Raw genomic sequence first — 21,649 nt, 5'->3', positions numbered from 1 at the left:
GCCTCGTCAAATGTTCCACCCATGAGCTCCCAGCGAAGAACGTATGCCTTCGAACTGGGTTCTGGAAGTCCGAAGACTTCAGATGCTCCTTAGAAAGGAGGTGATCCAGCCGCACCTTCCGGTACGGCTACCTTGTTACGACTTAGTCCTAATTACCGATCCCACCTTCGACGGCTCCCTCCACAAGGGTTAGGCCACCGGCTTCAGGTGTTACCGACTTTCATGACTTGACGGGCGGTGTGTACAAGACCCGGGAACGTATTCACCGCAGCGTTGCTGATCTGCGATTACTAGCGACTCCGACTTCATGAGGTCGAGTTGCAGACCTCAATCCGAACTGGGACCGGCTTTTTGGGATTCGCTCCACCTCACGGTATTGCAGCCCTTTGTACCGGCCATTGTAGCATGCGTGAAGCCCAAGACATAAGGGGCATGATGATTTGACGTCATCCCCACCTTCCTCCGAGTTGACCCCGGCAGTATCCCATGAGTTCCCACCATTACGTGCTGGCAACATAGAACGAGGGTTGCGCTCGTTGCGGGACTTAACCCAACATCTCACGACACGAGCTGACGACAACCATGCACCACCTGTATACGAGTGTCCAAAGAGTTCTACATTTCTGCAGCGTTCTCGTATATGTCAAGCCTTGGTAAGGTTCTTCGCGTTGCATCGAATTAATCCGCATGCTCCGCCGCTTGTGCGGGTCCCCGTCAATTCCTTTGAGTTTTAGCCTTGCGGCCGTACTCCCCAGGCGGGGAACTTAATGCGTTAGCTGCGTCACGGAAACCGTGGAATGGTCCCCACAACTAGTTCCCAACGTTTACGGGGTGGACTACCAGGGTATCTAAGCCTGTTTGCTCCCCACCCTTTCGCTCCTCAGCGTCAGTTACGGCCCAGAGATCTGCCTTCGCCATCGGTGTTCCTCCTGATATCTGCGCATTCCACCGCTACACCAGGAATTCCAATCTCCCCTACCGCACTCTAGTCTGCCCGTACCCACTGCAGGCTGGAGGTTGAGCCTCCAGTTTTCACAGCAGACGCGACAAACCGCCTACGAGCTCTTTACGCCCAATAATTCCGGATAACGCTTGCGCCCTACGTATTACCGCGGCTGCTGGCACGTAGTTAGCCGGCGCTTTTTCTGCAAGTACCGTCACTTTCGCTTCTTCCTTGCTAAAAGAGGTTTACAACCCGAAGGCCGTCATCCCTCACGCGGCGTTGCTGCATCAGGCTTTCGCCCATTGTGCAATATTCCCCACTGCTGCCTCCCGTAGGAGTCTGGGCCGTGTCTCAGTCCCAGTGTGGCCGGTCACCCTCTCAGGCCGGCTACCCGTCGACGCCTTGGTGAGCCATTACCTCACCAACAAGCTGATAGGCCGCGAGCCCATCCTGAACCAAAAAATCTTTCCAAACGTTGACCATGCGGCCACGTCTCGTATCCAGTATTAGACGCCGTTTCCAGCGCTTATCCCAGAGTCCAGGGCAGGTTGCTCACGTGTTACTCACCCGTTCGCCACTGATCCACAGAGCAAGCTCTGCTTCACCGTTCGACTTGCATGTGTTAAGCACGCCGCCAGCGTTCATCCTGAGCCAGGATCAAACTCTCCGTAAAAGAAAAATGCATACACACAACGGAAAAAGAAGTGCGCAGCGAGTTTGAACTGACCAAAAGGATGCCATTACTGACAATCCATAACGCCAACCCCAAAGGGTTGGACTTGATCCAAAGGAATCTCACCCAGCCGAAGCTGGAACGAGGTTATTTGGCATTTGACAAGTGCACGCTGTTGAGTTCTCAAGGAACGGATGCTCCTGCCGCTCGGCCTCTCAGCCTCGCCCGCAGGGCAACTTCTCCATCTTAGCCGTTTCGCTCGCCGTGTCAAATCCGCCGGAGCGGATCATTATCACCGCCGAGGCGGCGATCGACGGAACGATCGGCACCCCACACGCACAACAGATCTGAGATCTTCTCGCTTGTGTGGGAGTGTGTTCTCCGCTTGAGGGGAACGGGGCTTCAGCCTCTCCGTTCTTCCCTGTGGGGCGAACAAGTAATAAGTTACGTGGGTTCCTGCCATCTGCCAACTCGAGCGCAACCCCCGGGCGTGTCGCGCATGTTTCCGGCCGATGACGCTCCCTCTCTCCGCGAGACTGCATGCGCGTCACGAGATCACGGGTAATGACGGTGATCTCGTGCGGGAGATGCAGTCTCGCGAGCGTGGCGGCCGGATCGCTCACGCTCCTGACCGGCCGCCGCGCCCGGCTTCCACGCGGGGGACGCGCGCGCTCGTCCGTTCCCGCCCACGGGCGGAGGTCACTCCGGTGCCGGATCATGCCGGCACGGTCGGCGGCACGGCACCTCACACAATGAAGGGCCGCCCCTGCTCCGGGTTCGCTCCGCTTCGACTGCACACCCGCTCCCCGGGTTCGCAACCGGTGCGATGCTCACCGCATCCGCGAGCGGCGTGACACCACTCAGTCGAGGAGGACTCTGTCCCCACCCGCGAGACCGTCCCCACCCCGCGAGACCGCTTCCCATCCGTGAGAGTGCATCCAGCGCACGAGATCACGGGGGAAGACGGTGATCTCGTGCCGAGGATGCGGTCTCGGTGCAGCGAGGCCGCCGGAAACGACGAAGGCCCCCGCTGAGCGGGGGCCTTTCCGGTGGACCTGAGGGGATTCGAACCCCTGACCTCTTCATTGCGAACGAAGCGCGCTACCAACTGCGCCACAGGCCCGGAACTCAACGAGCCTATCACGGCCCGAAGAGGCGGACGAACCGCGTCAACCCGCCGCTCGACGCGTCGAGAGCAGGCGCCGAACGTGGTCCTCGATCTCCGCATCGTCGACGTATCCCATCCGCGCGAAGGGCGACTCCTCGGAGGCCTTCGCGACCCGTGCGGTGTCGATCGCCGGCGGCGCGGCCTGCTCGGCGCGCTCGCGCTTGGCCTCCTCGACGGCGGCACGGCGAAGCGCCGCGCGCGCATCCGCCGCATCCTGCACGAGAGATGCCCGGGACCCGGAGGTGGCCGCCAACGGACGAGGAAGCGAGCGCGGCTCCCACGTGGCGGGAGCGGAGCGGGTCGGCAGCGCGACGTCCTGCACGTGAGCCTGACGGGCCTCGGCCACGATCTGCGGCGCGGCAGCGACCCGGCGAGCTGCTCGACGCGCGACACGCGACATCTGCTGCAGCATCAGCACCGAGACGAGGAAGACCGCACCCGACGCCCACAGCAGCGTCGCGCTGGCTGAGGTCAGCTGCACCCAGACGCCCAGTCCCGCCCCTCCGAGCGAGAGGAGCGCCAGGACGGTGGCCGTCAGCCGCGCGCGCCTGCGAGCCCGAGCCATGCGCGCCTCGGGACGGTCGCGCACTGCGCGGGCCTCCTGCTTGGCGTCCGCGAGCTCCTGGCGCGCGACTTCGAGCTGCGCTCGCTCGCGCTCTGCGAGCGTCTGACGTGCGAGCTTCTGCTGCGCGGATGCGGTGCGCGCCGTCAGCTCCAGCCGCACCTCCTCGGGCGTCTCGCTGGTCTCGGCGAGAACCCGGAGTGCCTGATTGAGGCGGACCGCGTTGCGCTCGGCGGCGTTGTACTGGTGCCGGCTGTGCCAGGAGGGAAGGAGGTAGAGCAGCCACAGCGTCACGGCGACGAGGAAGATCACTCCTCCGCCCAGCACCTGTCCACCCATGCCGTCAACGGTAGGCGACGCACCGCGGCGAGCACGGCAAGCGTCGGCGTGTCGGCGTCAGTCGGAGGGAGCGATGCGGTCGCGCTCCGGCACGGTCGCCGCATCGGCGGGCGCGCGACCGCCCACCCATCGGGCCAGCACCCCCTCGGGCACCTCTTCGCGCGTGAGGGCGAACGCGTAGTGATCGCGCCAGTCGCCGTCGATGTGGATGTACCGACGGCGCAGACCCTCGTAGCGGAAACCGAGCTTCTGCACGACCCGCAGGCTCGCATCGTTCTCCGGTCGGATGCAGATCTCCATCCGATGCAGACGCAACTCCGTGAAGCAGAGATCGGTCGCGAGAGCCACCGACGTCGGCGTGATGTCGCGACCGGCGAACTCACGAGCCACCCAGTAGCCGATCGTCGCCGATGCGAGCGACCCTCGCGCGATCCCCCATACGTTCAGCTGGCCCGCGACCCGGCCGTCGTACTCCATGACCAGCGGGACGCCCGCGCCGTCGCGGTATTGCTGGAGAAGCCGGCGGATGCCGATCTTCATGTCGAGCAGAACGGCGCCGTCGGGGCTCGTCGCCTCCCACGGTCGCAGCCAGGTGCGGTTCGACATCAGATGATCCTGCAGCACGCGCGCATCGCGCGCACGGATCAGACGGATGCCGACCCGCCCGTGCTCGCGCGGTGCCGAAAGGTCCACCTCGAGCCTCCCCGGTTCAGAGTCCGGCGACGAAGTCCTTCAGCCACGGCCGCAGGTCCGGGCCGAGATCGTCGCGATCGCTGGCGAGCTGGACGATCGCCTTGATGTAGTCGAGTTTGTCACCCGTGTCGTAACGCCGGCCGCGGAAGACCACGCCGTACACGCCGCGCTCCGGATCCGTGGCCAGCTCCTCCAGCGCGTCGGTGAGCTGGATCTCGCCACCCTTGCCCGGTTCGGTGTGCTCGAGCACCTCGAAGACCTCGGGACCGAGCACGTAGCGGCCGATGATGGCGAGGTTGGAGGGCGCATCCTCCTTCTTGGGCTTCTCGACCAGGCCCGTCACCTTCACGACGCCGTCCTCGTCGGTCTCCTCGACCGCCGCCACACCGTAGAGGTGGATGTTCTCCGGGTCGACCTCCATGAGGGCGATCACCGCGGCACCGCGCTTGTCGTACTCGGAGAGCATCTTCGACAGCAGCGGGTCGCGCTCGTCGATCAGGTCGTCTCCCAGCAGCACGGCGAACGGGTGATCTCCGACGTGGGCCTGCGCGCGCAGCACCGCGTGCCCGAGCCCCTTCGGCTCCCCCTGACGCACCATGTGCACGTCGGCGAGGTCGGAGGAGTGCTCCACCTTCGCGAGCTTTCCGGTGTCGCCCTTCTCCCGCAGCTTCTGCTCGAGCTCGGGCATCGCGTCGAAGTGATTCGCGATGTTGTTCTTGTTGCGACCGATGATGATCAGCACGTCCTGGATGCCCGCTTCGACCGCCTCTTCTACCACGTACTGAATGGCGGGCTTGTCGACGACGGGCAGCATCTCCTTCGGCATCGCCTTCGTGGCGGGCAGGAATCGTGTTCCCAGACCCGCAGCGGGAATGACGGCCTTGAAGGGCTTGTGACTCATGCCGCGATCCTATCGGCACGCCCGAGCCGGTTGCGGTCCTTAGAATCATGTGCATGTCAGACGGTGACGATCGCAATGCAGTGGACGACGTCAAGCGCGCACTCCGCGCCGACCTGCGGGAGCGGCGGCAGACGCTGTCGGCCGCCGCTCGGGAGAGCGCGGGTGCGGGCGTCCACCAGCAGCTCGACGTCCTGACCGCGGCGCACCAGGTGAGATCGCTCTCCTGCTTCCTGTCCACCAACGCCGAGCCCGACACGCGGGAGTTCGTGCGCGAGGCCGTGCGTCGCGGCATCCGGGTGCTCCTTCCCGTCACCCGGGTGGACGGCCTGCTCGACTGGGCCGTCGCCACGGAGGACGGCGAGATCGCGGAAGGCCTGTTCGGTCTGCCCGAACCCGTGGGAGAGCTGCTCGGCCCCATCGCCGTCAACGACGTCGACCTGATGATCGTGCCCGCCGCTGCCGTCGACCGCCGTGGGATGCGGCTGGGCTGGGGGCGCGGCTACTTCGACAAGACCATCGGATCGATGCAGAAGTGCCCGCCGGTGTACGCGGTCGTCTACGACTCCGAGATCCTCGACGACGTCCCGACGGACGTGCACGACCAGCCCGTCGACGGCGTCGTCACCCCCACCCGCACCCTGACGCTGCGCACCCGCTGAGCGCCTGACCCCGGAGGCACCATGCCCACCTACGCCTATGCCTGCAAGTCCTGCGGACACCGCTTCGACACCGTCCAGTCCTTCTCCGACCCCGCGCTGACCGAGTGCCCCTCGTGCGGCGGCGTGCTGCGCAAGGAGTACGGCTCGATCGGCGTGACCTTCAACGGCTCCGGCTTCTACCGCACGGACTCGCGCGCCGGCACGTCAGGCTCGAGCGCGACCGGCACGTCGGGTGGAGACTCCGGCTCGTCCGGGGCATCATCGAGCACGGGAGCCACCGCTCCCGCCGCCCCCGCGGCATCCTGACCGGCCGGGCGCCGACGACATGAGGAGAGATTCGATGATCAAGGGTTTCAAGGAGTTCATCCTCCGCGGCAATGTGATCGACCTCGCGGTCGCAGTCGTCATCGGTGCGGCGTTCACCGCTGTGGTCAACGCGATCGTCGCGTCGATCATCACGCCGCTCATCGAGATCTTCTGGAAGGCCGATGAGAACGGTGTTCCCGGCATTCCCGTGCCCGACATCTACGGCGGCACGGTCACGTTCCCCATCGGCGGGCTCATCACCGCGATCGTGAGCTTCCTCGCCGTCGCGATCGTCGTCTACTTCGCGTTCGTCATGCCGATGAACCTCTGGAAGGCACGCCAGGCGGCGCGCGCCGGTGTCCGCGAGCCCGAAGCGGCTCCGGCTCCCACCGAGCAGGAGCTGCTGGTGCAGATCCGCGACCTGCTCGAGCAGCAGAACAAGACCCGGCCCTGACGCCTCAGTAGTGCGGCGGCACCTCTCGCCGCATCCGCTCGTCGTTCGGGCCGGCCTCGGATGCTGCGGATGCGGCGTCGTCGCGTGTGCTCTCGGGCTCATCGACCGCGCCGGGCGCCGGCGTGAGCCGAGCGCGCCGCGCTCCTGTCACGCGGACGACGCGCTGACGCTCACTCGGCGACATCGATGGGCTGCGTGCTCGCCTGCGGCGATGCACCCGCCTCGACGCCCAACAGCGTCGACACGCGCGCCGCGACCGCCGCGGGGTCGCTGTAGAGGTCGAAGGCGTGCACGCGCAGGTAGTGCCACCCGAGCCGCCGCAGGATCTGCGGACGCAGACGCAGCGACTCGCGCAGGGACTCGGGGCGCGTCTCCGGGTCGCTCTCGACGACGACGGCCTTGCCGTCATGGCCTGCGACCAGGGGCAGCAGCCCGCGATAGTCGAGATCGACCTTGATGCCCTTGGCGCGCAGCTCACGGGCGAGAGCGCGGGTCAGCGGGTCGGCGAGGTCCTCGAGGCGCGTCTCGCGTGCCCGCGCCGCCACGCCGCCCAGGATGCTCATGAGCGTCGCGGCCCCGTGCTCGAGCCTGCCGTCCTCGAAAGCGCTGGGACGGATGGATGAGACGATCACCATCGAGCGACGCGCACGGGTCATTCCGACGGTGAGCAGTCGCTCGCCGTCCGCCGTGGACAGGTCGCCGAAGTCGCTGAGCACGCGCCCGTGCTTCGTCAGCCCGAATCCGAGCGAGAAGACGACCCGGTCCCGGCTCTCGGCGACCGACTCCTCGAGGGTCAGCACAGCGAACGGCTCGGCCGTCTCGCGCGAAACGAAGTCGGCCACGTCGGCGCGGCCCGCGAAGGCCACATCCACGGCCGCACGGATGCGCTCGGCATGCCGTCTGCTGGCCGTGACGACCATGAGGCTCTCGCCGGAACGGTTGACCGCGTGCTCGGTCACGAGCGTGACGACGCGGGCGACCTCGGCGTCCGGGCTCTCGACGGCACCCGAGATCGGGTCCGGCGTTCCCGTTCCGCCCTCGACGTAGTCGACGCTGAGGCTGCCCCGGCCGAGGTAGGCACCGGCCCAGGGCAGAGAGACGAGCTCGCCGCCGTAGAACGCGTCGTTCACGAGCTGCGCGAGGTCCTCACCGCCGGCGCGGTAGCTGCGGGTGAGGGTGGCGACGTCGAGCAGCTCCGCCATCCGCTCGAACACCGAGACCTCGTCGAACGGCTCGTCGAACTCGTCCGCGACCGCGCGCTCGCCCGCGCCGACCGCGAAGGGGGTCGGCTTCTGGGTGACGGGGTCGCCGAAGAGCACCACCTGGCGGGCGCGGCGCAGCGCCGGTGCCGCCTCGGCGAGGCAGAGAGCGGCCGCATCCGCGATGATCACGACGTCGAACGGCGGATGGTCGGGGATCTCGGGCACCTCGTACGGCGAGGCCAGCCACACCGGCGCGAGCGTGCGCATGAGCGTCGGGGCTGCGCGCACGAGCTGATCAGGGGCGGAGACGCCGCCCTTCAGCGCTTGCTTGAGAGCGGCGGCCTCGTCGGCGTGGTCGACCAGGCCGATCTTCCACTGCGTCGCGAGCTGCGCAGCGAGCACGGGCCCGGATGCGGCGGCGTGCGCTTCGTCCACGAGCCGGAAATCGCGTTCGAGACGGTCCAGCACCGCGGTGTTCGCTCCGAGGAGCGCGCGATCGGTGCGCAGCAGATGCTCGAGGGCGGACTGCCACCACGCGAACTCGAGCTCGGCCGCGACCTGGTCCTCGGGCGCGTGGCGAACCGACAGCTCGGTGAGCAGCGGGGCGAGTCCCATGCGATCGAGTTCGGTGCGCAGCGTGGCGCGCTCGACGAGGTTCTCGAAGTACGCCGACTCGGCGGCGAGGCCGGCCAGCACACGCATCAGCTGCGCCACCGGGAGCGAGGCCAGTCGGCTCGACTCGCGACGCCGCAGGATCTGGTCGAGCTCGCCGAGCTGCGCGTGCACGCGCTGCCAGGCGACGTGCACGTCGGCGAGTCCGACCGGCACCTCGGGCACGACGCCCGCGTCGACCAGGCGCTGCCAATCCGCGCGCTGCTGCTGGATGCGCACGAGCGCCTCGTACATGTCGCCGACGTGCACGCCGGGGCGCACGTACTCGCGCGACAGGCGCTTGAGCCGACGACGGTTGGCGCTCGACATGTCGGCGGAATCCCGCTTGGGCGCGTGCGCCTGGATGAGCTCGACGAGCGGACGCTCGAAGACGCTCGGGCTGAACTTGTCGAGAGTCTCGCGGATGCCCTGCAGCAGACGCAGATAGTCGCCGAGCTCATCGATCGTGCGGAAGGGTCGCATCCGCGTCTGCGCGATCAGCTCGTAGCCGCGCTCGAGCAGGCTCGGCACCTCGTGGCCGCTCAGCTTTCCGGCGAGCGCGTGCGCCGCGCGTGCCGATTCGGTGGTGTCGAAGCTCACGCCGTACCAGGGCGAGTCGTCGGGACCGAAACGGAACTCCCCCAGCTTCGCGGCGGCCACGAGCTTCGCCGCCGCCTGCGGTCGCGCGTCGCGCAGTGCTTCGAGGGTGGCGATGTCGAAACGGGCGGTGGTCGACGGAGCCGGCGACAGCGCGCTCAGCTCGGTCAGCCGCCGCACGACCTGCAGGGCCGAGGTGCCGAGGCTGGGATGCGAGGCGGTCAGCGCGCCCCGGTAGTCGCGCAGCACCGTGCGCAGTCGCAGCAGAGCGTCGTCGATCTCCGCGACCTTCGGCGGCTGGGCCTTCTCATTGCGCCCGATCGCGCGGATCAGATCCCGGTGCAGGTGTCGGGGGGTGACGGCGAGCGCATCCAGGCCGATGCCGGCGAGGCGGTGGCGGACACCGTCGAGGGTCGAGCGGCGAGCGCTGACCACGAGCACGCGACGACCGCTCTGCACGAGGGCGCCGATCGCGTTGATGACCGTCTGCGTGCCACCGGTGCCCGGCAGGGTGTGCACCGCGAGCGAGTGACCGGCCGCGATGCGGGCGAGCACGGCTTCCTGCTCTTCATCCGCATCCAGCAGGAGTGTGTCGGCAGCGGGGGTCCGCTCGTCCGGGCTCGTGACGCGGGGAAGCGCGGGACGCACCGAGAGGCGCGCCCGCTCGTCGGGATGCCCCGCGAGCGCGTTCAGCACCGGGTGGTCGAGGTCGGCGGTGTCGCGAGCCATCCCCGAGCCGACGTCGACGAAGTTGGAGACGACCAGACGCGGGACGACGGTGAAGGTGGGGATGTGGGTCGTGAGCGCCCGCAGATGGTCGATCACGGGCTGCGGGCGGAACACCGCGCCGTCGTGCGCGAGGCCGGCGAGGGCCGCCGAGTCCAGATGGATGCCGAAGTGGGTCCCCAGCGCGCGCACGAGCTCCGGGTTGACGACGAAGGAGCCGTGGAGCTTGAGCTCGAAGTCGGTGTGGTGACGCCGGATCGCGAGCGGTCGCAGCAGCACCGGGGCCGTGCACATGATCCCGCCGATGCGCCACGAGGCCATGCCCACGGCGAGAGAGACGGTCTCCAGTCCACGCGCGGTGCGCAGTTCGACGTTCTTGGCGGTGATCCGCTCCGCCGCCATCCGCGCCGTGCGCAGGGCGACCTCGTCGCGGTAGAGGTTGGACAGCAGCGTCGACCGGCCGGTCAGGAACTGCGGCAGACTCCCCGGGTGCGCCTTGTTGATGTCGATACCGCGCTCGGGCGAGTCCTCATAGAAGAGGAGTGTCGAGCGGCCGCCGAGGAGGGCGGCCTGTGCGCGCAGCCGCGCGCGCTCGGGGTCGGCCACGTGCGCGACGACGACACCGGGCTCTGCAACGCCGAGATCACTCGGGCGCACCGGATTCGTCGCCTCGTCTGCACCAGAGATCATGGTGCCTTCTCCACGCCACACACGTGTCACCATAGGCGTGAGATGGGCGAGCAGGGCTCAACCACGACCGAGTTTCGCCGGATTCGCGACACGCCGGAGGGACCGGCCGTTCCTCCCCACGATCACCCGGCCCGCGCGTTGTCCGCCGGGCGGACGCGCTCCCCGCGGAGGGAATGAGCGCACGAGAAGGATGAGCACATGACCCCGACAGGCTTCCGCATCCATCCCACGCCCCTCGGCGACGCCCTCCTTCTGACGAGCGATTCCGGCCTGATCGGTTTCGAGTTCCTCGCCGCGCCGCTCGGCTCCGCCCTCGCTGCGTGGACGCAGCGTCTGGGCCGGGAGCCGGTACCGATCGACGACGATGCGGACACGCTGCTCGGGCAGGTGGACGAGTACTTCGAGGGGACGCGCACGACGTTCGAGGTCGAGCTGGACCTGCGTCTGGTCAGCGGGTTCGCGCGCGACGCGCTCGAGGCGATCTCCCGCATCCCGTACGGCCAGACGGCCAGCTACGGCGAGATCGCGATCGAGGCCGGCTCGCCGCGCGCGCACCGCGCGGTCGGATCGGCCTGCGCCCACACGCCGGTCTCGCTCGTGGTCCCCGCGCACCGCGTCATCCGTTCCGACGGTTCGATCGGCGAGTACGGCGGACGCCCCGAGCACAAGCGCTACCTGCTCGATCTCGAGGCCGCGCATCGTCCGGCGGGCGTGTAGGCCGCCCGCCGGACGATGTCGCTAGTGGTCGACCGCCTTCTCAGCGCCGAACCCGGTGAGCGAGCGCACCTCCATCTCTGCGGCCTTCTTCCGGTCCTCGGCACGGCGCGAGGTCACCGACCCCAACCATCCGAGGAAGAAGCCCAAGGGGATCGAGATGATGCCCGGGTTGTTGAGCGGCCAGATCGCGACACCGACGTCCTTGAACACGCTCGTGGGCGTGCCCCAGAACACCGGCGACAGCACGATCAGCACGATCGCCGCTCCGAGTCCGCCGTACATGCTCCACACCGCTCCGCGCGTGGTGAACTTGCGCCAGAACAGCGAGAACAGGATGGTGGGCAGGTTCGCCGATGCGGCGACGGCGAAGGCCAGCGCGACCAGGAACGCCACGTTCTGTCCCTGCACGCCGATGCCGCCGATGATGGCCAGCACGCCGATCACGATGACGGTACGTCGCGCGACCTTGACTTCGCCGTCCGGGGGCACGTTGCCCTTCTTCACGACGCTCGCATAGATGTCGTGCGCGAACGAGGCCGCCGCCGTGATCGTGAGGCCGGCGACGACCGCGAGGATCGTCGCGAACGCCACCGCGGAGATGAAGCCGAGCAGCACGGGACCGCCCAGGTAGAGGGCGAGAAGCGGGGCGGCGGAGTTGACGCCGCCGGGCGCGGCCGCGATCGTCTCGGGACCGACCATCGCACCCGCACCGTAGCCGAGCACGAGGGTGAGCAGATAGAAGAGACCGATCAACCAGATCGCCCAGACGACCGAACGCCGCGCCTCCTTCGCAGTGGGCACCGTGTAGAAGCGCATCAGCACGTGCGGCAGACCCGCGGTGCCGAGCACGAGCGCCAGCGCGAGCGAGATGAAGTCCCACGGGTTCTTGCCGTATTGGAGGCCGGGGGCGAGCACGGCATCACCCTTCGGCGAGGCGGCGACGGCGCTCTCGAGCAACGTGTTCAGGTTGAACCCGTTGATCGCCAGCACCCACACGGTCATGACCAGCGCGCCGCCGATGAGCAGGAACGCCTTCACGATCTGCACCCAGGTCGTGCCCTTCATCCCGCCGATCAGCACGTAGACGATCATCAGTACCCCGACCACCGCGACGACGATGGACTGCCCGATCTGGTCGCCGATGCCCAGCAGCAGCGAGACCAGCCCGCCGGCGCCGGCCATCTGCGCGAGCAGGTAGAAGAAGCACACCGCGAGCGTCGTGATGGCCGCCGCCATCCGCACCGGTCGCTCCTTGAGACGGAACGACAGGACATCGGCCATCGTGAAGCGCCCGGTGTTGCGCATCAGCTCTGCCACGAGCAGCAGCGCGACCAGCCACGCCACCAGGAACCCGATCGAGTAGAGGAACCCGTCGTAGCCGTTGATCGCGATGGCTCCGCAGATGCCGAGGAAGGATGCCGCCGAGAGGTAGTCGCCGGCGATCGCGAAGCCGTTCTGCGGCCCGGTGAACGAGCGACCGGCCGCGTAGTAGTCGGCGGCGGTCTTGTTGTTGCGCGACGCGCGGATGACGATGAACAGCGTCACCGCGACGAACGCGGCGAAGATCGAGATGTTCAGGACGGGATCGTTCTCGACCGTCTGGACAGCTGCGTGGATGGCTCCGAAGACCTCGTTCATCGCGCACCCGCCTCTCGCCGCTCCAGGTCCTCCCGGATCGCGCGCGACTGCGGGTCGAGGCGCCGGTTGGCGTAGGCGACGTAGGCCATCGTGATCACGAACGTCGAGACGAACTGGCCGAGCCCGAGCAGCAGCCCCACGGTGATGTCACCCGAGACGCGCGTGGCCATGAAGTCGGCCGCGAACGATGAGAGCAGCACGTAGACGAAATACCAGAGCAGGAACGCGATCGCGAGGGGGAAGACGAACGCGCGCTGCGCTCGTTTCAGGCGTTGGAACGGGGGTGATTCCTCCACCTCGATGTAGTCGATTCCCGCGCCGTCTGCGGCGCGGTCGTGCGATTCAGTCATGTGGCCTCCTTGCCTCATGCCGCGGATGCGGGGTGTCCATCCGAGCCGTCGTCGCCTCTTCGCGGCGATGGTAGGGTCGACGCTACGAAAATCGGCAACGAGGCCGACACCCCCGGAAGTAGGTAGCACCTATGTCCCCCGGAACCACCAGCGATCTGCAGTTGATGACGCGTGCCGTCCACGATCTGGTCGCTCGCACGCGCTTCCCCGTCGCCTTCGGCGGGCTGGTTCGCGAGCACTCCGTGCACGTGAGCTCCATCGTCGGAGCGCGCGGGCGGACCATCGAAGGCCTTGTCGTGCGCGAACAGCGGGGGCTCGGAGGAAGGGCGCTCACGGAGAAGCGCCCGCGCCTCGCCCTGGACTACCGGAGCGCACGCGGGATCACCCACGACTACGACGGTCCGATCCTCGGCGAAGGCATCGCGACGCTCTTCGCGGTCCCCGTCGTCGCAGCCGGCCGGACCCGCGGCGTGCTGTACTGCGGTTCCTGGGGTCAGACGGCCGTGGATGAGCTGACGGCGGCGCCGGCGTTGAAGATCGCCGACGCCCTCGCATCGGAGCTCCGCATCCGGGACGAGGTCGCCCGTCGCGTGGAGCGCGCCCAGGATGCGGCCCCGGAGAGCGCGTGGGATGCGGCGGCGCGCGAGCAGGTGCGGGAGAGTTTCGCGGAACTGCGTGCGATCTCCGCGACGGTCAGCGACGCCGCGCTGCGCGAGCGTCTGGCCGCCGTCGAACGCCGCCTCGCCGAGGTCGCCGCCGGCGACCAACCTGCACCGTCGGCGCCGGTGCAGCTCTCCCCGCGGGAACTGGACGTTCTCGCGTGCGCCGCGCTCGGGTCGACCAATGCGCAGATCGCTCAGGAGCTGGCGTTGAAGGAGACGACCGTCAAGTCGTACCTCGCGGCGGCGATGTCGAAGCTGGAAGCCACGACGCGGCACGCGGCCGTGGCGAAGGCGCGCCGGGCCCGGCTGCTGCCCTGAGCAGCCGCGGATCTGTATGGTGACGTCATGGCGCGCAGAATCGTCCACCAGCTCGTAGACGACCTCGACGACTCCGTTCTGGAGGTGGGCGAGGGCGAGACCGTGCTCTTCTCCCTCGACGGCATCGCCTACGAGATCGACCTCTCGGATGCGAACGCGGCAGCGCTGCGCGATGCGATGGCTCCGTATGTGTCGGCGGCCCGCCGCATCTCCTCGGGGCGCTCGAGCGCGAGCATCAAGCCGCGTGCTCGATCGGCATCTTCGTCGCGCGACCTCACCGCGATCCGGGAGTGGGCGAAGGCCAACGGTCACCAGGTGTCGGAGCGCGGGCGCGTCGCCGCATCCGTCATCGACGCATACGACGCCGCGCACTGACGCCCGTCACACGCCGATCTGCTGCCGCAGCTCAGCGTCTCCGGTTCCCGTGAACTCGACGATGCGGCCGCCGACCACCCGGTACATCGCGAACTCCGCGACGTTGACGTGTCGCCGTGTGGCCGCGACCCCGCGGTAGACGCCGGCGTGAGTTCCGCTGCCGCGCAGGTGCGCCGCGATCCGGTCGTCCTCGATCACGAGTTGGATGCGTCGCCACTGCCAATCCGGGAAGGCGTGGAACAGATCCGCGAGATCGTCGATCCACGCATCCCGCCCGCCGGGCAGATGCGCACGACGAACGTCCGGAGCGACGAGGCCGCGCACGGCATCCAGGTCGTGACGGTTGCAGGCGTCGAGGTACTCGGCATGCCACTCGCGCAGTTCCCACGGCTCCATCCGCTCCATTATCGCGGGCGCCGTGGGGCCGAGCCGCGAGGCGACGGTACGGTCGGAGCACGGGCTGCCGACAGAGGGTGGAGTGCATGGCGGACAAGCGGGAGGCGGTCGTCGCGGGAGCGAGCGGGTTCGTGGGGAGCGAGATCGTCGAGGCGTTGCGAGCCGACGGATACCGGATACGACGCATCGGTCGCGCCGAGCACGTGGGCTGGGGCGATCCGCGTGCGATCGTCGACGCGGTCGACGGCGCCGACCTTCTCATCAATCTCGCCGGCAAGTCGGTGAACTGCCGGTACAACGACGTCAACCGGAATGAGATCCTGCGTTCACGCGTCGAGACCACGCGGGCTCTCCGCCACGCCGTGGCTGCGGCCCCCAACCCGCCCCCGCTGTGGGTGAACGCATCGACGGCGACGATCTACCGGCACGAGGAGCAGCGCGCCAACGACGAAGCCTCGGGCGTTCTCGGCGAGGGGTTCTCCGTGGATGTCGCGCGGGAGTGGGAACGCGAGTTCTTCGCCGGCGAGCTGCCGCGCACGCGCCGCGTGGCGCTGCGAATGGCCATCGTGTTCGGCGATGGCCCTGCGCCCGACATGCTGCGCCGGCTCGCCCGTTGGGGACTGGGTGGACCGCAGATCGATTCGCCGTGGTTCCCCCATCGCCGCTACCGCGGCATCGGGCCGCGTCCGAGCGGATCCCCCCGCTCCGGCTGGCACCGGACACGTGGGCGGCAGAAGTTCAGCTGGGTGCACATCGACGACGTGATCGGGGCCGTCGAGTTCCTCGTCGAGCACGAGGAGATCGCGGGCGCCGTGAACCTCGCGAGCCCGGAGCCGACCGACAACCGCACCCTCATGCGCGCGCTGCGCCAGAAGACCGGCATGCCGATCGGACTGCCCGCGTGGCGATGGATGCTGGAGCCCGCGATGTGGGTGCTGCGCACCGAACCGGAACTCGTGCTCAAGAGCCGATGGGTCGTTCCGGGCGTGCTCGAGGCCGCCGGGTACACCTTTCAACGGCCGCATCTCGAGGATGCGATCTGACCATCAGCCACCCATACGCCATCGCACACGAGGAGTCACAGCATGGTCTCGAGTTTCACGGTCATCACCCGCGCTCCGGTGCCCGTCGAGCGACTGTTCGATCAGTCGCTGAGCATCGACGCGCACCTCGAGTCGATGGCACGTTCCGGTGAGCGCGCCGTCGGTGGAGTCACGAGCGGCCTCATCGGCCTGGGAGAGAGCGTCACATGGAGCGCGCGGCACTTCGGTTGGCGCTTCCGGATGACGTCCGAGATCACCGCGCTCGATCGTCCTCGCCGCTTCGTCGACGAGCAGGTGCGGGGGCCGTTTCGCCTCTTCCGTCACGAGCATCGATTCGAGACGCGCGATGGGCAGACGGTCATGACCGACGTCCTCACGATCGCGTCTCCCCTCTTCGGTCGGCTGGCCGAACGACTCGTGCTGGTCCCGTATCTGCGGCGGCTCATCCGGCAGCGCAACGACGTTCTGGTGCGGGCAGCGGGAGTCTGACCGCACGCCTGTCGCAGCCTGCAGGCACAATGGCAGCGTGTACACCGAACGCGCACTGCCCGATGGATCGGCGCTCTGGCGCTCGACCGGCGGCTCGGGCGGCGCAGTACCCGCCGACGGATGCGTCGATCTCATCCTGCTCGCCGATCACGTCTATGTCGCCGGGCCATCGACGCGGTGGATCGCCGCCGTCGCCGACCCCGCGAACGGCTCGTTCGGGCTGCGTCTGTCGCCGGGCCGCGCGCACGGTCTCCTCGCCGCCGCTCTCCCCCACCTGACGGATCGGCTCGTTCCCCTCACCGAGACCGTGGCAGCAGACGAGGCGCGTCGCCTGCGCGAGCGGATGGTCCGCTTCGGCGACGGGCCGCATCCCATCGCGGGTCTGATCGAGCTCGCCTCCCGCGCCGGCATCGAGAACGCGTGGTCACGAGCGGTCCAGCTCGGCGCCCGGCGCGCGGTCTCCGCGACCCGTGTCGCCGCGGAGATGAACGAGACCGAGCGCACCTTCCGGCGCCGGATGCGTGAGCGCTTCGGCTACGGGTACGCGACCCTGGTGCGCATCGAGCGAGCGCGTCGCGCGCGGCAGCTCCTGCAGGGCGACCGCACGCTTGCCGACGTGGCCGCGGCGGCGGGTTACGCGGACCAGTCGCACCTCACGCGGGAGTTCCGGCGACTGGTGGGCGCGAGCCCCGCTCAGTTCGCGTCGAGCGCCGCGTAGAGATCGATCGAGTTGCCGTCGGGGTCGAGGAGGGTCGCGTACCGCTGACCCCACGGCGCATCCCACGGTGGGACGTGTCCGGCGTAGCCCGCGTCCACGAGTCCGGCGAATACCGCATCCACCCGATCCGGCGCGCCCTGGTCGAACGCGAGTGCGATCCGGTGACCTCCGGATGCGGGCTCGTACGCAGGGTCGAAGCTGCGGATGGTGTCGACTGTGTCCCACGCGAGGGCGACCCCGTCTTCCAGTCGCGCATCGACATGCGGAGCATTGTCCTGTCCTTCCGGGATGTCGACGCCCAGCGAGCGGTAGAACGCGAGCGAAGCGGCCATGTCCTGCGTGACGATGCCGATGAATCCGAGTCTCAGTGCCATGGGTTCCACGCTAGGTGTGCGTGGCTGCCACGTCTTGAACCGAACGGCCACGATGTCGCGGACACGACATACGCTCGAGCAGTGATCGCACACACCTCCGGATCCGGCCGCCCGATCGTCATCATCCACGGCTTCGGCGTCGATCACCGCATCATGCTTCCCCTGGAGGAAGCGATCGGCGACCTGCCCTGGCAACGCAACTACCTCGATCTGCCATGGGCGGAGGGCGCACCGCCGTCTGATGCTGCGAGCGCTCTCGACGTCGCCTCATCGGTCATCGACGATGTATGCTCGGCGCTCGGTAAGGCGCCGTTCGCGATCATCGGCAACTCTTTCGGCGCGATGATCGCCCGCTACGTCGCGCACGAGATGCGCGAACAGCTGCTGGGGCTGGCCACGCTCGCCGGTGTCTTCGAGCCCCGCCATGATGCGCGCATCGTGCCGCCGCGTCAGGTGCTGCGTGTCGACGAGGCAGTACTCGACGCTGCGGGTGATGCTCGCGGCGACTTCGCGCAAGTGAGCGTCGTGCAGGATACGGCGTCGTTCGCCGCGTTCACCGAGTACGTCCTTCCTGGCCTGCGCGGCTCCGACCCGGCCGTCATCGACCGCATCGCGGCCAGCTACACGCTGCCCGCGGTTCCCGAGCTGGCGCACCCCGAGCCGTTCACCCTGCCAGCACTGCACCTTTTCGGACGGCAGGACGATGTGGTGGGTTACGAGGACGGATGGCGCTTTCGCGACCACTATCCGCGCGGCACCTACGCGGTCCTGGACCTCGCGGGGCACAACGTGCACCTGGAGCAGCCGCAGATCACGACCGCGCTGATCCGCGACTGGCTGCGACGCATGGATGCCGACGCCGCATCCGCGGATTATCCCGGCCCCTGACGTCCCCCGTCACCGCGCCCGGGGATACGGTCAGCGGTATGACCGATTGGCAGACGCGGTTGCGCCAGCTGCCCGTCGAGGAGTGGGCGATGCTGCTCGACGCGAACTCCGACCTGCCCGGCCCCCGCGCGAACACCGCGCTGGCCGCGGCATTCGCCGTGGTCGCTGACGAGTCCGCTCTCCTCGTGCTCGGCACCCGCGACGACGAGTTCACCGCGATGTGCGTCGCAACGGCCTACGGCGCTCGCGCCGACGAGGCGGAGTACGCCGCCGCCGCTCTGCACGCCGCATCCGATGGGCGATGGCGCGTACGCGAAGGCGTGGCGATCGGGCTGCAGCTCTTGGGCGATCGCGACTTCGCGCGGCTCACCGAGATCGTGACCGCGTGGGCCGAGTCGGACGACCCGCTCGTGCAGCGCGCCGCGGTGGCGGCGATCTGCGAGCCGCGTCTGCTGCACTCCCCCGCATCCGCCGCCGTCGCCGTCGGGGTCTGTCGCCGCGCGACCGAGTCGCTGGCACAGCGGCCCCTCGCCGAGCGCCGAGACGCGGAGGTGCGGACGTTGCGGCAGGCTCTCGGGTACGGCTGGAGCGTGGCGGTCGCCGCCGATCCCGCATCGGGCCTGGCCGCCTTCCTGGCGCTCGACGCGACTGATGCCGACGTGGCGTGGATTATCGCGGAGAACCGCAAGAAGAGGCGTTTGTCCGTCCTGCTGTGATCGCTGGCCCGGTCAGTTGATGATCTGCGCGTCCGGGTTCTCATTCAGCGCATCGATGCGTTCCCGCCAGGACTGCAGCGCTTCGGGCGTCAGGCGGGTCCAGTCGATCACCTCCCGAACGATCCGCAGCGGCGCAGCGCTGCGGTAAGAGCGCGTGGGATTGCCGGGGAACTTCTTGTCCGTCACGTTCGGATCGTTCTCGAACGGACCCGTCGGCTGCACCTCGTAGACGTGAGGGATCTCATCGTCGCCTCGCGCCGCGATCTCTGCCGCAAGCCCCGCGCCGTCCGCCAGGGCCGTGAAGTAGATGTGGTTCATCACGACCTCGGGACGATAGTTCGAGCGGTGTCCCGCCACCAGCAGGTCGCCGGGCGACAGGTGCGCCCTGGTGCCGTGGAAGAAGGGTCCGTCGTCGAGTGCATCGCTCACCCGGCACAGGCTAGTCCTGCGGGCGGACAGATCGCCGCTAGAGGTTCCGATCCGCCTTGCACTGATCCCGGATCGTCTCGAACGCGTCGGATGCGGCTTGGAACGCCGCCTTGCCGTCAGGATTCGAGGGCGCGGCGGTCACCGCATCGAGCGCCTTGTCGGCGTCCTTCATCTTCGCCAGCATCCATTCCGGCGCACCGGCCGAGGCGCGGCTCACCGCATCCCGCACCGCCGCGCGCCCCTCGGCCACGGCACCGTCCGCGCGCCCGGGAGTCTCGGCGAAGCTCGCGTACTCCTGCCACGAGTTCATGACGTTGAGGCAGGCCTCTGCGCTGGTGCGCGCGGAGGCGGAGGCGCATCCGGCCAGCGCCAGCAGGGCGAGCAGGGGCAGGACGGCGAGACGGCGATACACGCCGCCCAGGTTAGGAGCCGAACTTAGGCGCTGGTTGACAGTGCGACGCGGTGCGATGTGTGACGACCCACACTCAGGGTTGTGCGTAGACACACCGCACCGCCGACGACGAGGGTAGGAAGCGAAGGGGAGTAGTTCCGTCCGTCATGCGGACGAGCGACGTCGACACACTGGCGGTCACGGAGACCGGCCCGGCAACGCACCTCGGTTCGAGGCGAACGAGACCTTCGGCTGATTCGTCGTGGCCGAAGCGCTCCCGGGCGCGGGTCGCGCGTGAGAGAAGGAACCCCGTGACCCGCACCGCGTGGCTGAAGATCGTCCTCTGCCTGGCGATCGCCCTGCCTGCCGTCGTCTTTCGTGCCACTGGCTTCATGCCCAACCCGGTGGTCGACATGTTCGTCTTCGGGGCTGCGGTGGTTGCGGCGTCGTTCCTCCTGGCGTGGGGAGCCGAAGCCGCGCAGAAAGACATCTCGGGTGCGCTGGCGATCGCGCTCCTGGCCCTGATCGCCGTGCTTCCGGAGTACGCCGTCGATCTCTACTACGCCTTCCGCTCCGGTTCCGAGCCCGCCTACGAACAGTTCGCGGCAGCGAACATGACGGGCTCGAACCGCTTGCTCCTCGGCTTCGGCTGGGCCCTCGTGGTCATCGTCGCGCTCTGGGTCGCGCGCCGGGCTCGGCGCGGTGCGGGAGGCGCGGCCGACAGGGCACGCTCACTCGTCCTCGACCCGTCGATGCGCCTCGACATCGGGTTCCTCGCGGTTCTAGCGATCATCGCCTTCGCCATTCCCGTCATGGGCTCCATCCCCGTCTGGTACGGCGCCGTCCTCATCGCCGCTTTCGGCTTCTACCTCTGGCGCGCGAGCCAAGTGCACGACGACGAGGAGGAGGAACTCGTGGGCATGGCCGGCAGGATCGCGGCGCTGCCGCGTACCGGCCGCCGGTGGACGGTCGCCGTGCTCTTCGTCGTCGCCGCCGCGATCATCCTGATGTCGGCGGAACCGTTCGCCGAGTCGCTCGTGGGCGCGGGATCCTCACTGGGCGTCGACAGCTTCTTCCTCGTCCAGTGGCTCGCCCCGCTCGCCTCCGAGGCGCCCGAGTTCATCATCGCGGTCATGTTCGCACTGCGCGGCAAGGGCGCCTTCGCGATCGGAACGCTGATCGCCTCCAAGGTCAATCAGTGGAGTCTGCTCGTCGGCTCGCTGCCCGTCGCCCATGTGCTGGGCGGCGGCAGCACCGGCGGGTTGCCGCTGGACGCTCGGCAGATCGAGGAGTTCACCCTGACCGCGACGCAGACCGTGCTCGGCGTCGCGATCATCATCGGCCTGCGCTTCCACCGATCCGCAGCCATCGCGCTGGCCGCGCTGTTCGCCGTGCAGTTCTTCGTGACGGACACGACAGGACGATACGTGCTCAGCGCCGTGCATCTGCTCGCCGCGGTCCCCTTCCTCTGGGTGCACCGCCGCGATATCGCCCCGACCCTCGCGGCGCCGTTCCGACGCGAGAAACGCCCCCTCCCGAGCGCCGAAGAACGAGTCCTCGAGAACGACCTGCGAGGATGAG

The 21,649-nt window shown here is 68.3% G+C and carries 23 protein-coding genes, 1 tRNA gene and 1 rRNA gene; 12 read left to right on the top strand and 13 right to left on the bottom strand.

The window, feature by feature from the left end:
• Positions 1 to 93: 93 nt before the first annotated feature.
• From QE374_RS14390 to galU, 5 genes are all read right to left on the bottom strand, one after another.
• Positions 94 to 1,616 (bottom strand): 16S ribosomal RNA (locus QE374_RS14390).
• Between the two features lie 1,050 nt (positions 1,617 to 2,666).
• Positions 2,667 to 2,739, bottom strand: a tRNA-Ala gene (locus QE374_RS14385).
• Between the two features lie 46 nt (positions 2,740 to 2,785).
• Positions 2,786 to 3,685 (bottom strand): large exoprotein, encoded by a 900-nt coding sequence (locus QE374_RS14380; protein WP_309735974.1) that lies wholly within the window; start codon positions 3,683 to 3,685, stop codon positions 2,786 to 2,788.
• Between the two features lie 57 nt (positions 3,686 to 3,742).
• On the bottom strand, positions 3,743 to 4,378 hold the full coding sequence (locus tag QE374_RS14375) for a GNAT family protein (RefSeq protein WP_309735972.1): 636 nt from the start codon (positions 4,376 to 4,378) through the stop codon (positions 3,743 to 3,745).
• Positions 4,379 to 4,394: 16 nt separating this feature from the next.
• Positions 4,395 to 5,279 (bottom strand): UTP--glucose-1-phosphate uridylyltransferase GalU, encoded by an 885-nt coding sequence (gene galU / locus QE374_RS14370; RefSeq protein WP_309735969.1) that lies wholly within the window; start codon positions 5,277 to 5,279, stop codon positions 4,395 to 4,397.
• Between the two features lie 53 nt (positions 5,280 to 5,332).
• On the opposite strand from galU, the gene QE374_RS14365 reads away from it, so the two are divergent.
• The 3 genes from QE374_RS14365 to mscL are packed head-to-tail and all read left to right on the top strand — an operon-like array spanning position 5,333 to position 6,698.
• Positions 5,333 to 5,938: a 5-formyltetrahydrofolate cyclo-ligase gene (locus tag QE374_RS14365; protein WP_309735968.1), complete on the top strand. Its 606-nt coding sequence runs from the start codon at positions 5,333 to 5,335 to the stop codon at positions 5,936 to 5,938.
• A 21-nt stretch (positions 5,939 to 5,959) separates the two neighbouring features.
• On the top strand, positions 5,960 to 6,244 hold the full coding sequence (locus QE374_RS14360; RefSeq protein ID WP_309735966.1) for an FmdB family zinc ribbon protein: 285 nt from the start codon (positions 5,960 to 5,962) through the stop codon (positions 6,242 to 6,244).
• Positions 6,245 to 6,278: 34 nt separating this feature from the next.
• The gene (gene mscL / locus QE374_RS14355; protein ID WP_309735964.1) at positions 6,279 to 6,698 is read left to right on the top strand and encodes a large conductance mechanosensitive channel protein MscL; all 420 of its coding nucleotides are present in this window, start codon (positions 6,279 to 6,281) and stop codon (positions 6,696 to 6,698) included.
• Between the two features lie 4 nt (positions 6,699 to 6,702).
• Here mscL and QE374_RS14350 read toward each other — a convergent pair whose 3' ends face one another.
• Together QE374_RS14350 and QE374_RS14345 are read right to left on the bottom strand one after the other, a co-directional pair.
• Complete coding sequence (locus QE374_RS14350; RefSeq protein ID WP_309735962.1) at positions 6,703 to 6,882, bottom strand: hypothetical protein; 180 nt, start codon at positions 6,880 to 6,882, stop codon at positions 6,703 to 6,705.
• Entirely contained in the window at positions 6,869 to 10,564 is a 3,696-nt protein-coding gene (locus QE374_RS14345) for an AAA family ATPase (protein ID WP_309735961.1), read from the bottom strand. The genes QE374_RS14350 and QE374_RS14345 overlap by 14 nt, the downstream gene beginning before the upstream one ends.
• Positions 10,565 to 10,762: 198 nt before the next feature.
• On the opposite strand from QE374_RS14345, the gene QE374_RS14340 reads away from it, so the two are divergent.
• On the top strand, positions 10,763 to 11,281 hold the full coding sequence (locus tag QE374_RS14340; RefSeq protein ID WP_309735957.1) for a methylated-DNA--[protein]-cysteine S-methyltransferase: 519 nt from the start codon (positions 10,763 to 10,765) through the stop codon (positions 11,279 to 11,281).
• A gap of 21 nt (positions 11,282 to 11,302) precedes the next feature.
• Here the strand turns inward: QE374_RS14340 and QE374_RS14335 are convergent, their stop codons facing one another.
• Together QE374_RS14335 and QE374_RS14330 are read right to left on the bottom strand one after the other, a co-directional pair.
• Complete coding sequence (locus tag QE374_RS14335) at positions 11,303 to 12,919, bottom strand: sodium:solute symporter family transporter (protein WP_309735956.1); 1,617 nt, start codon at positions 12,917 to 12,919, stop codon at positions 11,303 to 11,305.
• Positions 12,916 to 13,269 (bottom strand): DUF485 domain-containing protein, encoded by a 354-nt coding sequence (locus tag QE374_RS14330; RefSeq protein ID WP_309735955.1) that lies wholly within the window; start codon positions 13,267 to 13,269, stop codon positions 12,916 to 12,918. Before QE374_RS14330 ends, QE374_RS14335 begins: the two co-directional genes overlap by 4 nt.
• Positions 13,270 to 13,400: 131 nt before the next feature.
• Between QE374_RS14330 and QE374_RS14325 the strand changes: the two genes are divergently transcribed.
• Positions 13,401 to 14,249: a LuxR C-terminal-related transcriptional regulator gene (locus QE374_RS14325; RefSeq protein ID WP_309735952.1), complete on the top strand. Its 849-nt coding sequence runs from the start codon at positions 13,401 to 13,403 to the stop codon at positions 14,247 to 14,249.
• 27 nt (positions 14,250 to 14,276) lie between these two features.
• Complete coding sequence (locus QE374_RS14320; protein WP_309735951.1) at positions 14,277 to 14,624, top strand: Lsr2 family protein; 348 nt, start codon at positions 14,277 to 14,279, stop codon at positions 14,622 to 14,624.
• A gap of 6 nt (positions 14,625 to 14,630) precedes the next feature.
• Here the strand turns inward: QE374_RS14320 and QE374_RS14315 are convergent, their stop codons facing one another.
• Entirely contained in the window at positions 14,631 to 15,020 is a 390-nt protein-coding gene (locus tag QE374_RS14315) for an ester cyclase (RefSeq protein ID WP_309735948.1), read from the bottom strand.
• A gap of 86 nt (positions 15,021 to 15,106) precedes the next feature.
• On the opposite strand from QE374_RS14315, the gene QE374_RS14310 reads away from it, so the two are divergent.
• From QE374_RS14310 to QE374_RS14300, 3 genes are read left to right on the top strand one after another with little or no spacing between them, the layout of a single operon-like run.
• Entirely contained in the window at positions 15,107 to 16,063 is a 957-nt protein-coding gene (locus tag QE374_RS14310; RefSeq protein WP_309735947.1) for a DUF1731 domain-containing protein, read from the top strand.
• A gap of 42 nt (positions 16,064 to 16,105) precedes the next feature.
• Positions 16,106 to 16,552, top strand: a complete 447-nt coding sequence (locus QE374_RS14305; protein WP_309735945.1) for an SRPBCC family protein — start codon at positions 16,106 to 16,108, stop codon at positions 16,550 to 16,552.
• Between the two features lie 37 nt (positions 16,553 to 16,589).
• Positions 16,590 to 17,270, top strand: coding sequence for a helix-turn-helix domain-containing protein (locus QE374_RS14300; RefSeq protein ID WP_309735942.1), 681 nt, complete (start codon positions 16,590 to 16,592; stop codon positions 17,268 to 17,270).
• On the opposite strand, the gene QE374_RS14295 is transcribed toward QE374_RS14300, so the two are convergent.
• Positions 17,246 to 17,644, bottom strand: a complete 399-nt coding sequence (locus QE374_RS14295; protein WP_309735940.1) for a VOC family protein — start codon at positions 17,642 to 17,644, stop codon at positions 17,246 to 17,248. The genes QE374_RS14300 and QE374_RS14295 overlap by 25 nt on opposite strands.
• Before the next feature lie 81 nt (positions 17,645 to 17,725).
• Between QE374_RS14295 and QE374_RS14290 the strand changes: the two genes are divergently transcribed.
• Positions 17,726 to 18,532 carry an alpha/beta hydrolase gene (locus QE374_RS14290; protein WP_309735937.1) on the top strand — a complete coding sequence of 269 codons (807 nt, stop codon included), beginning with the start codon at positions 17,726 to 17,728 and terminating at the stop codon, positions 18,530 to 18,532.
• 38 nt (positions 18,533 to 18,570) lie between these two features.
• The gene (locus QE374_RS14285) at positions 18,571 to 19,248 is read left to right on the top strand and encodes a HEAT repeat domain-containing protein (protein ID WP_309735935.1); all 678 of its coding nucleotides are present in this window, start codon (positions 18,571 to 18,573) and stop codon (positions 19,246 to 19,248) included.
• 12 nt (positions 19,249 to 19,260) lie between these two features.
• Here QE374_RS14285 and arr read toward each other — a convergent pair whose 3' ends face one another.
• Both arr and QE374_RS14275 read right to left on the bottom strand, forming a co-directional pair.
• Complete coding sequence (gene arr / locus QE374_RS14280; RefSeq protein ID WP_309735934.1) at positions 19,261 to 19,677, bottom strand: NAD(+)--rifampin ADP-ribosyltransferase; 417 nt, start codon at positions 19,675 to 19,677, stop codon at positions 19,261 to 19,263.
• A 37-nt stretch (positions 19,678 to 19,714) separates the two neighbouring features.
• The gene (locus tag QE374_RS14275; RefSeq protein ID WP_309735932.1) at positions 19,715 to 20,089 is read right to left on the bottom strand and encodes a hypothetical protein; all 375 of its coding nucleotides are present in this window, start codon (positions 20,087 to 20,089) and stop codon (positions 19,715 to 19,717) included.
• Positions 20,090 to 20,379: 290 nt separating this feature from the next.
• On the opposite strand from QE374_RS14275, the gene QE374_RS14270 reads away from it, so the two are divergent.
• Entirely contained in the window at positions 20,380 to 21,648 is a 1,269-nt protein-coding gene (locus QE374_RS14270) for a sodium:proton exchanger (protein ID WP_309735930.1), read from the top strand.
• Position 21,649 lies beyond the last annotated feature (1 nt).

Source organism: Microbacterium sp. SORGH_AS_0428, from assembly GCF_031453615.1.
In the GTDB taxonomy this organism is placed as follows: domain Bacteria; phylum Actinomycetota; class Actinomycetes; order Actinomycetales; family Microbacteriaceae; genus Microbacterium.
The sequence above is the reverse complement of the archived record's forward strand: the minus strand, read 5'-3'. Positions and strand labels throughout refer to the sequence as shown.

Excerpts from the sequence above, each read along its gene's own strand:
- mscL (WP_309735964.1), top strand. The coding sequence starts at position 6,279 with ATGATCAAGGGTTTCAAGGAGTTCATCCTCCGCGGCAATGTGATCGAC.
- QE374_RS14320 (WP_309735951.1), top strand. The coding sequence starts at position 14,277 with ATGGCGCGCAGAATCGTCCACCAGCTCGTAGACGACCTCGACGACTCC.
- QE374_RS14335 (WP_309735956.1), bottom strand. The coding sequence starts at position 12,919 with ATGAACGAGGTCTTCGGAGCCATCCACGCAGCTGTCCAGACGGTCGAG.
- QE374_RS14285 (WP_309735935.1), top strand. The coding sequence starts at position 18,571 with ATGACCGATTGGCAGACGCGGTTGCGCCAGCTGCCCGTCGAGGAGTGG.
- QE374_RS14360 (WP_309735966.1), top strand. The coding sequence starts at position 5,960 with ATGCCCACCTACGCCTATGCCTGCAAGTCCTGCGGACACCGCTTCGAC.
- QE374_RS14350 (WP_309735962.1), bottom strand. The coding sequence starts at position 6,882 with ATGTCGCCGAGTGAGCGTCAGCGCGTCGTCCGCGTGACAGGAGCGCGG.
- QE374_RS14380 (WP_309735974.1), bottom strand. The coding sequence starts at position 3,685 with ATGGGTGGACAGGTGCTGGGCGGAGGAGTGATCTTCCTCGTCGCCGTG.
- QE374_RS14340 (WP_309735957.1), top strand. The coding sequence starts at position 10,763 with ATGACCCCGACAGGCTTCCGCATCCATCCCACGCCCCTCGGCGACGCC.
- QE374_RS14325 (WP_309735952.1), top strand. The coding sequence starts at position 13,401 with ATGTCCCCCGGAACCACCAGCGATCTGCAGTTGATGACGCGTGCCGTC.
- QE374_RS14315 (WP_309735948.1), bottom strand. The coding sequence starts at position 15,020 with ATGGAGCCGTGGGAACTGCGCGAGTGGCATGCCGAGTACCTCGACGCC.
- QE374_RS14305 (WP_309735945.1), top strand. The coding sequence starts at position 16,106 with ATGGTCTCGAGTTTCACGGTCATCACCCGCGCTCCGGTGCCCGTCGAG.
- galU (WP_309735969.1), bottom strand. The coding sequence starts at position 5,279 with ATGAGTCACAAGCCCTTCAAGGCCGTCATTCCCGCTGCGGGTCTGGGA.
- QE374_RS14330 (WP_309735955.1), bottom strand. The coding sequence starts at position 13,269 with ATGACTGAATCGCACGACCGCGCCGCAGACGGCGCGGGAATCGACTAC.
- QE374_RS14365 (WP_309735968.1), top strand. The coding sequence starts at position 5,333 with ATGTCAGACGGTGACGATCGCAATGCAGTGGACGACGTCAAGCGCGCA.
- QE374_RS14345 (WP_309735961.1), bottom strand. The coding sequence starts at position 10,564 with ATGATCTCTGGTGCAGACGAGGCGACGAATCCGGTGCGCCCGAGTGAT.
- QE374_RS14295 (WP_309735940.1), bottom strand. The coding sequence starts at position 17,644 with ATGGCACTGAGACTCGGATTCATCGGCATCGTCACGCAGGACATGGCC.
- QE374_RS14310 (WP_309735947.1), top strand. The coding sequence starts at position 15,107 with ATGGCGGACAAGCGGGAGGCGGTCGTCGCGGGAGCGAGCGGGTTCGTG.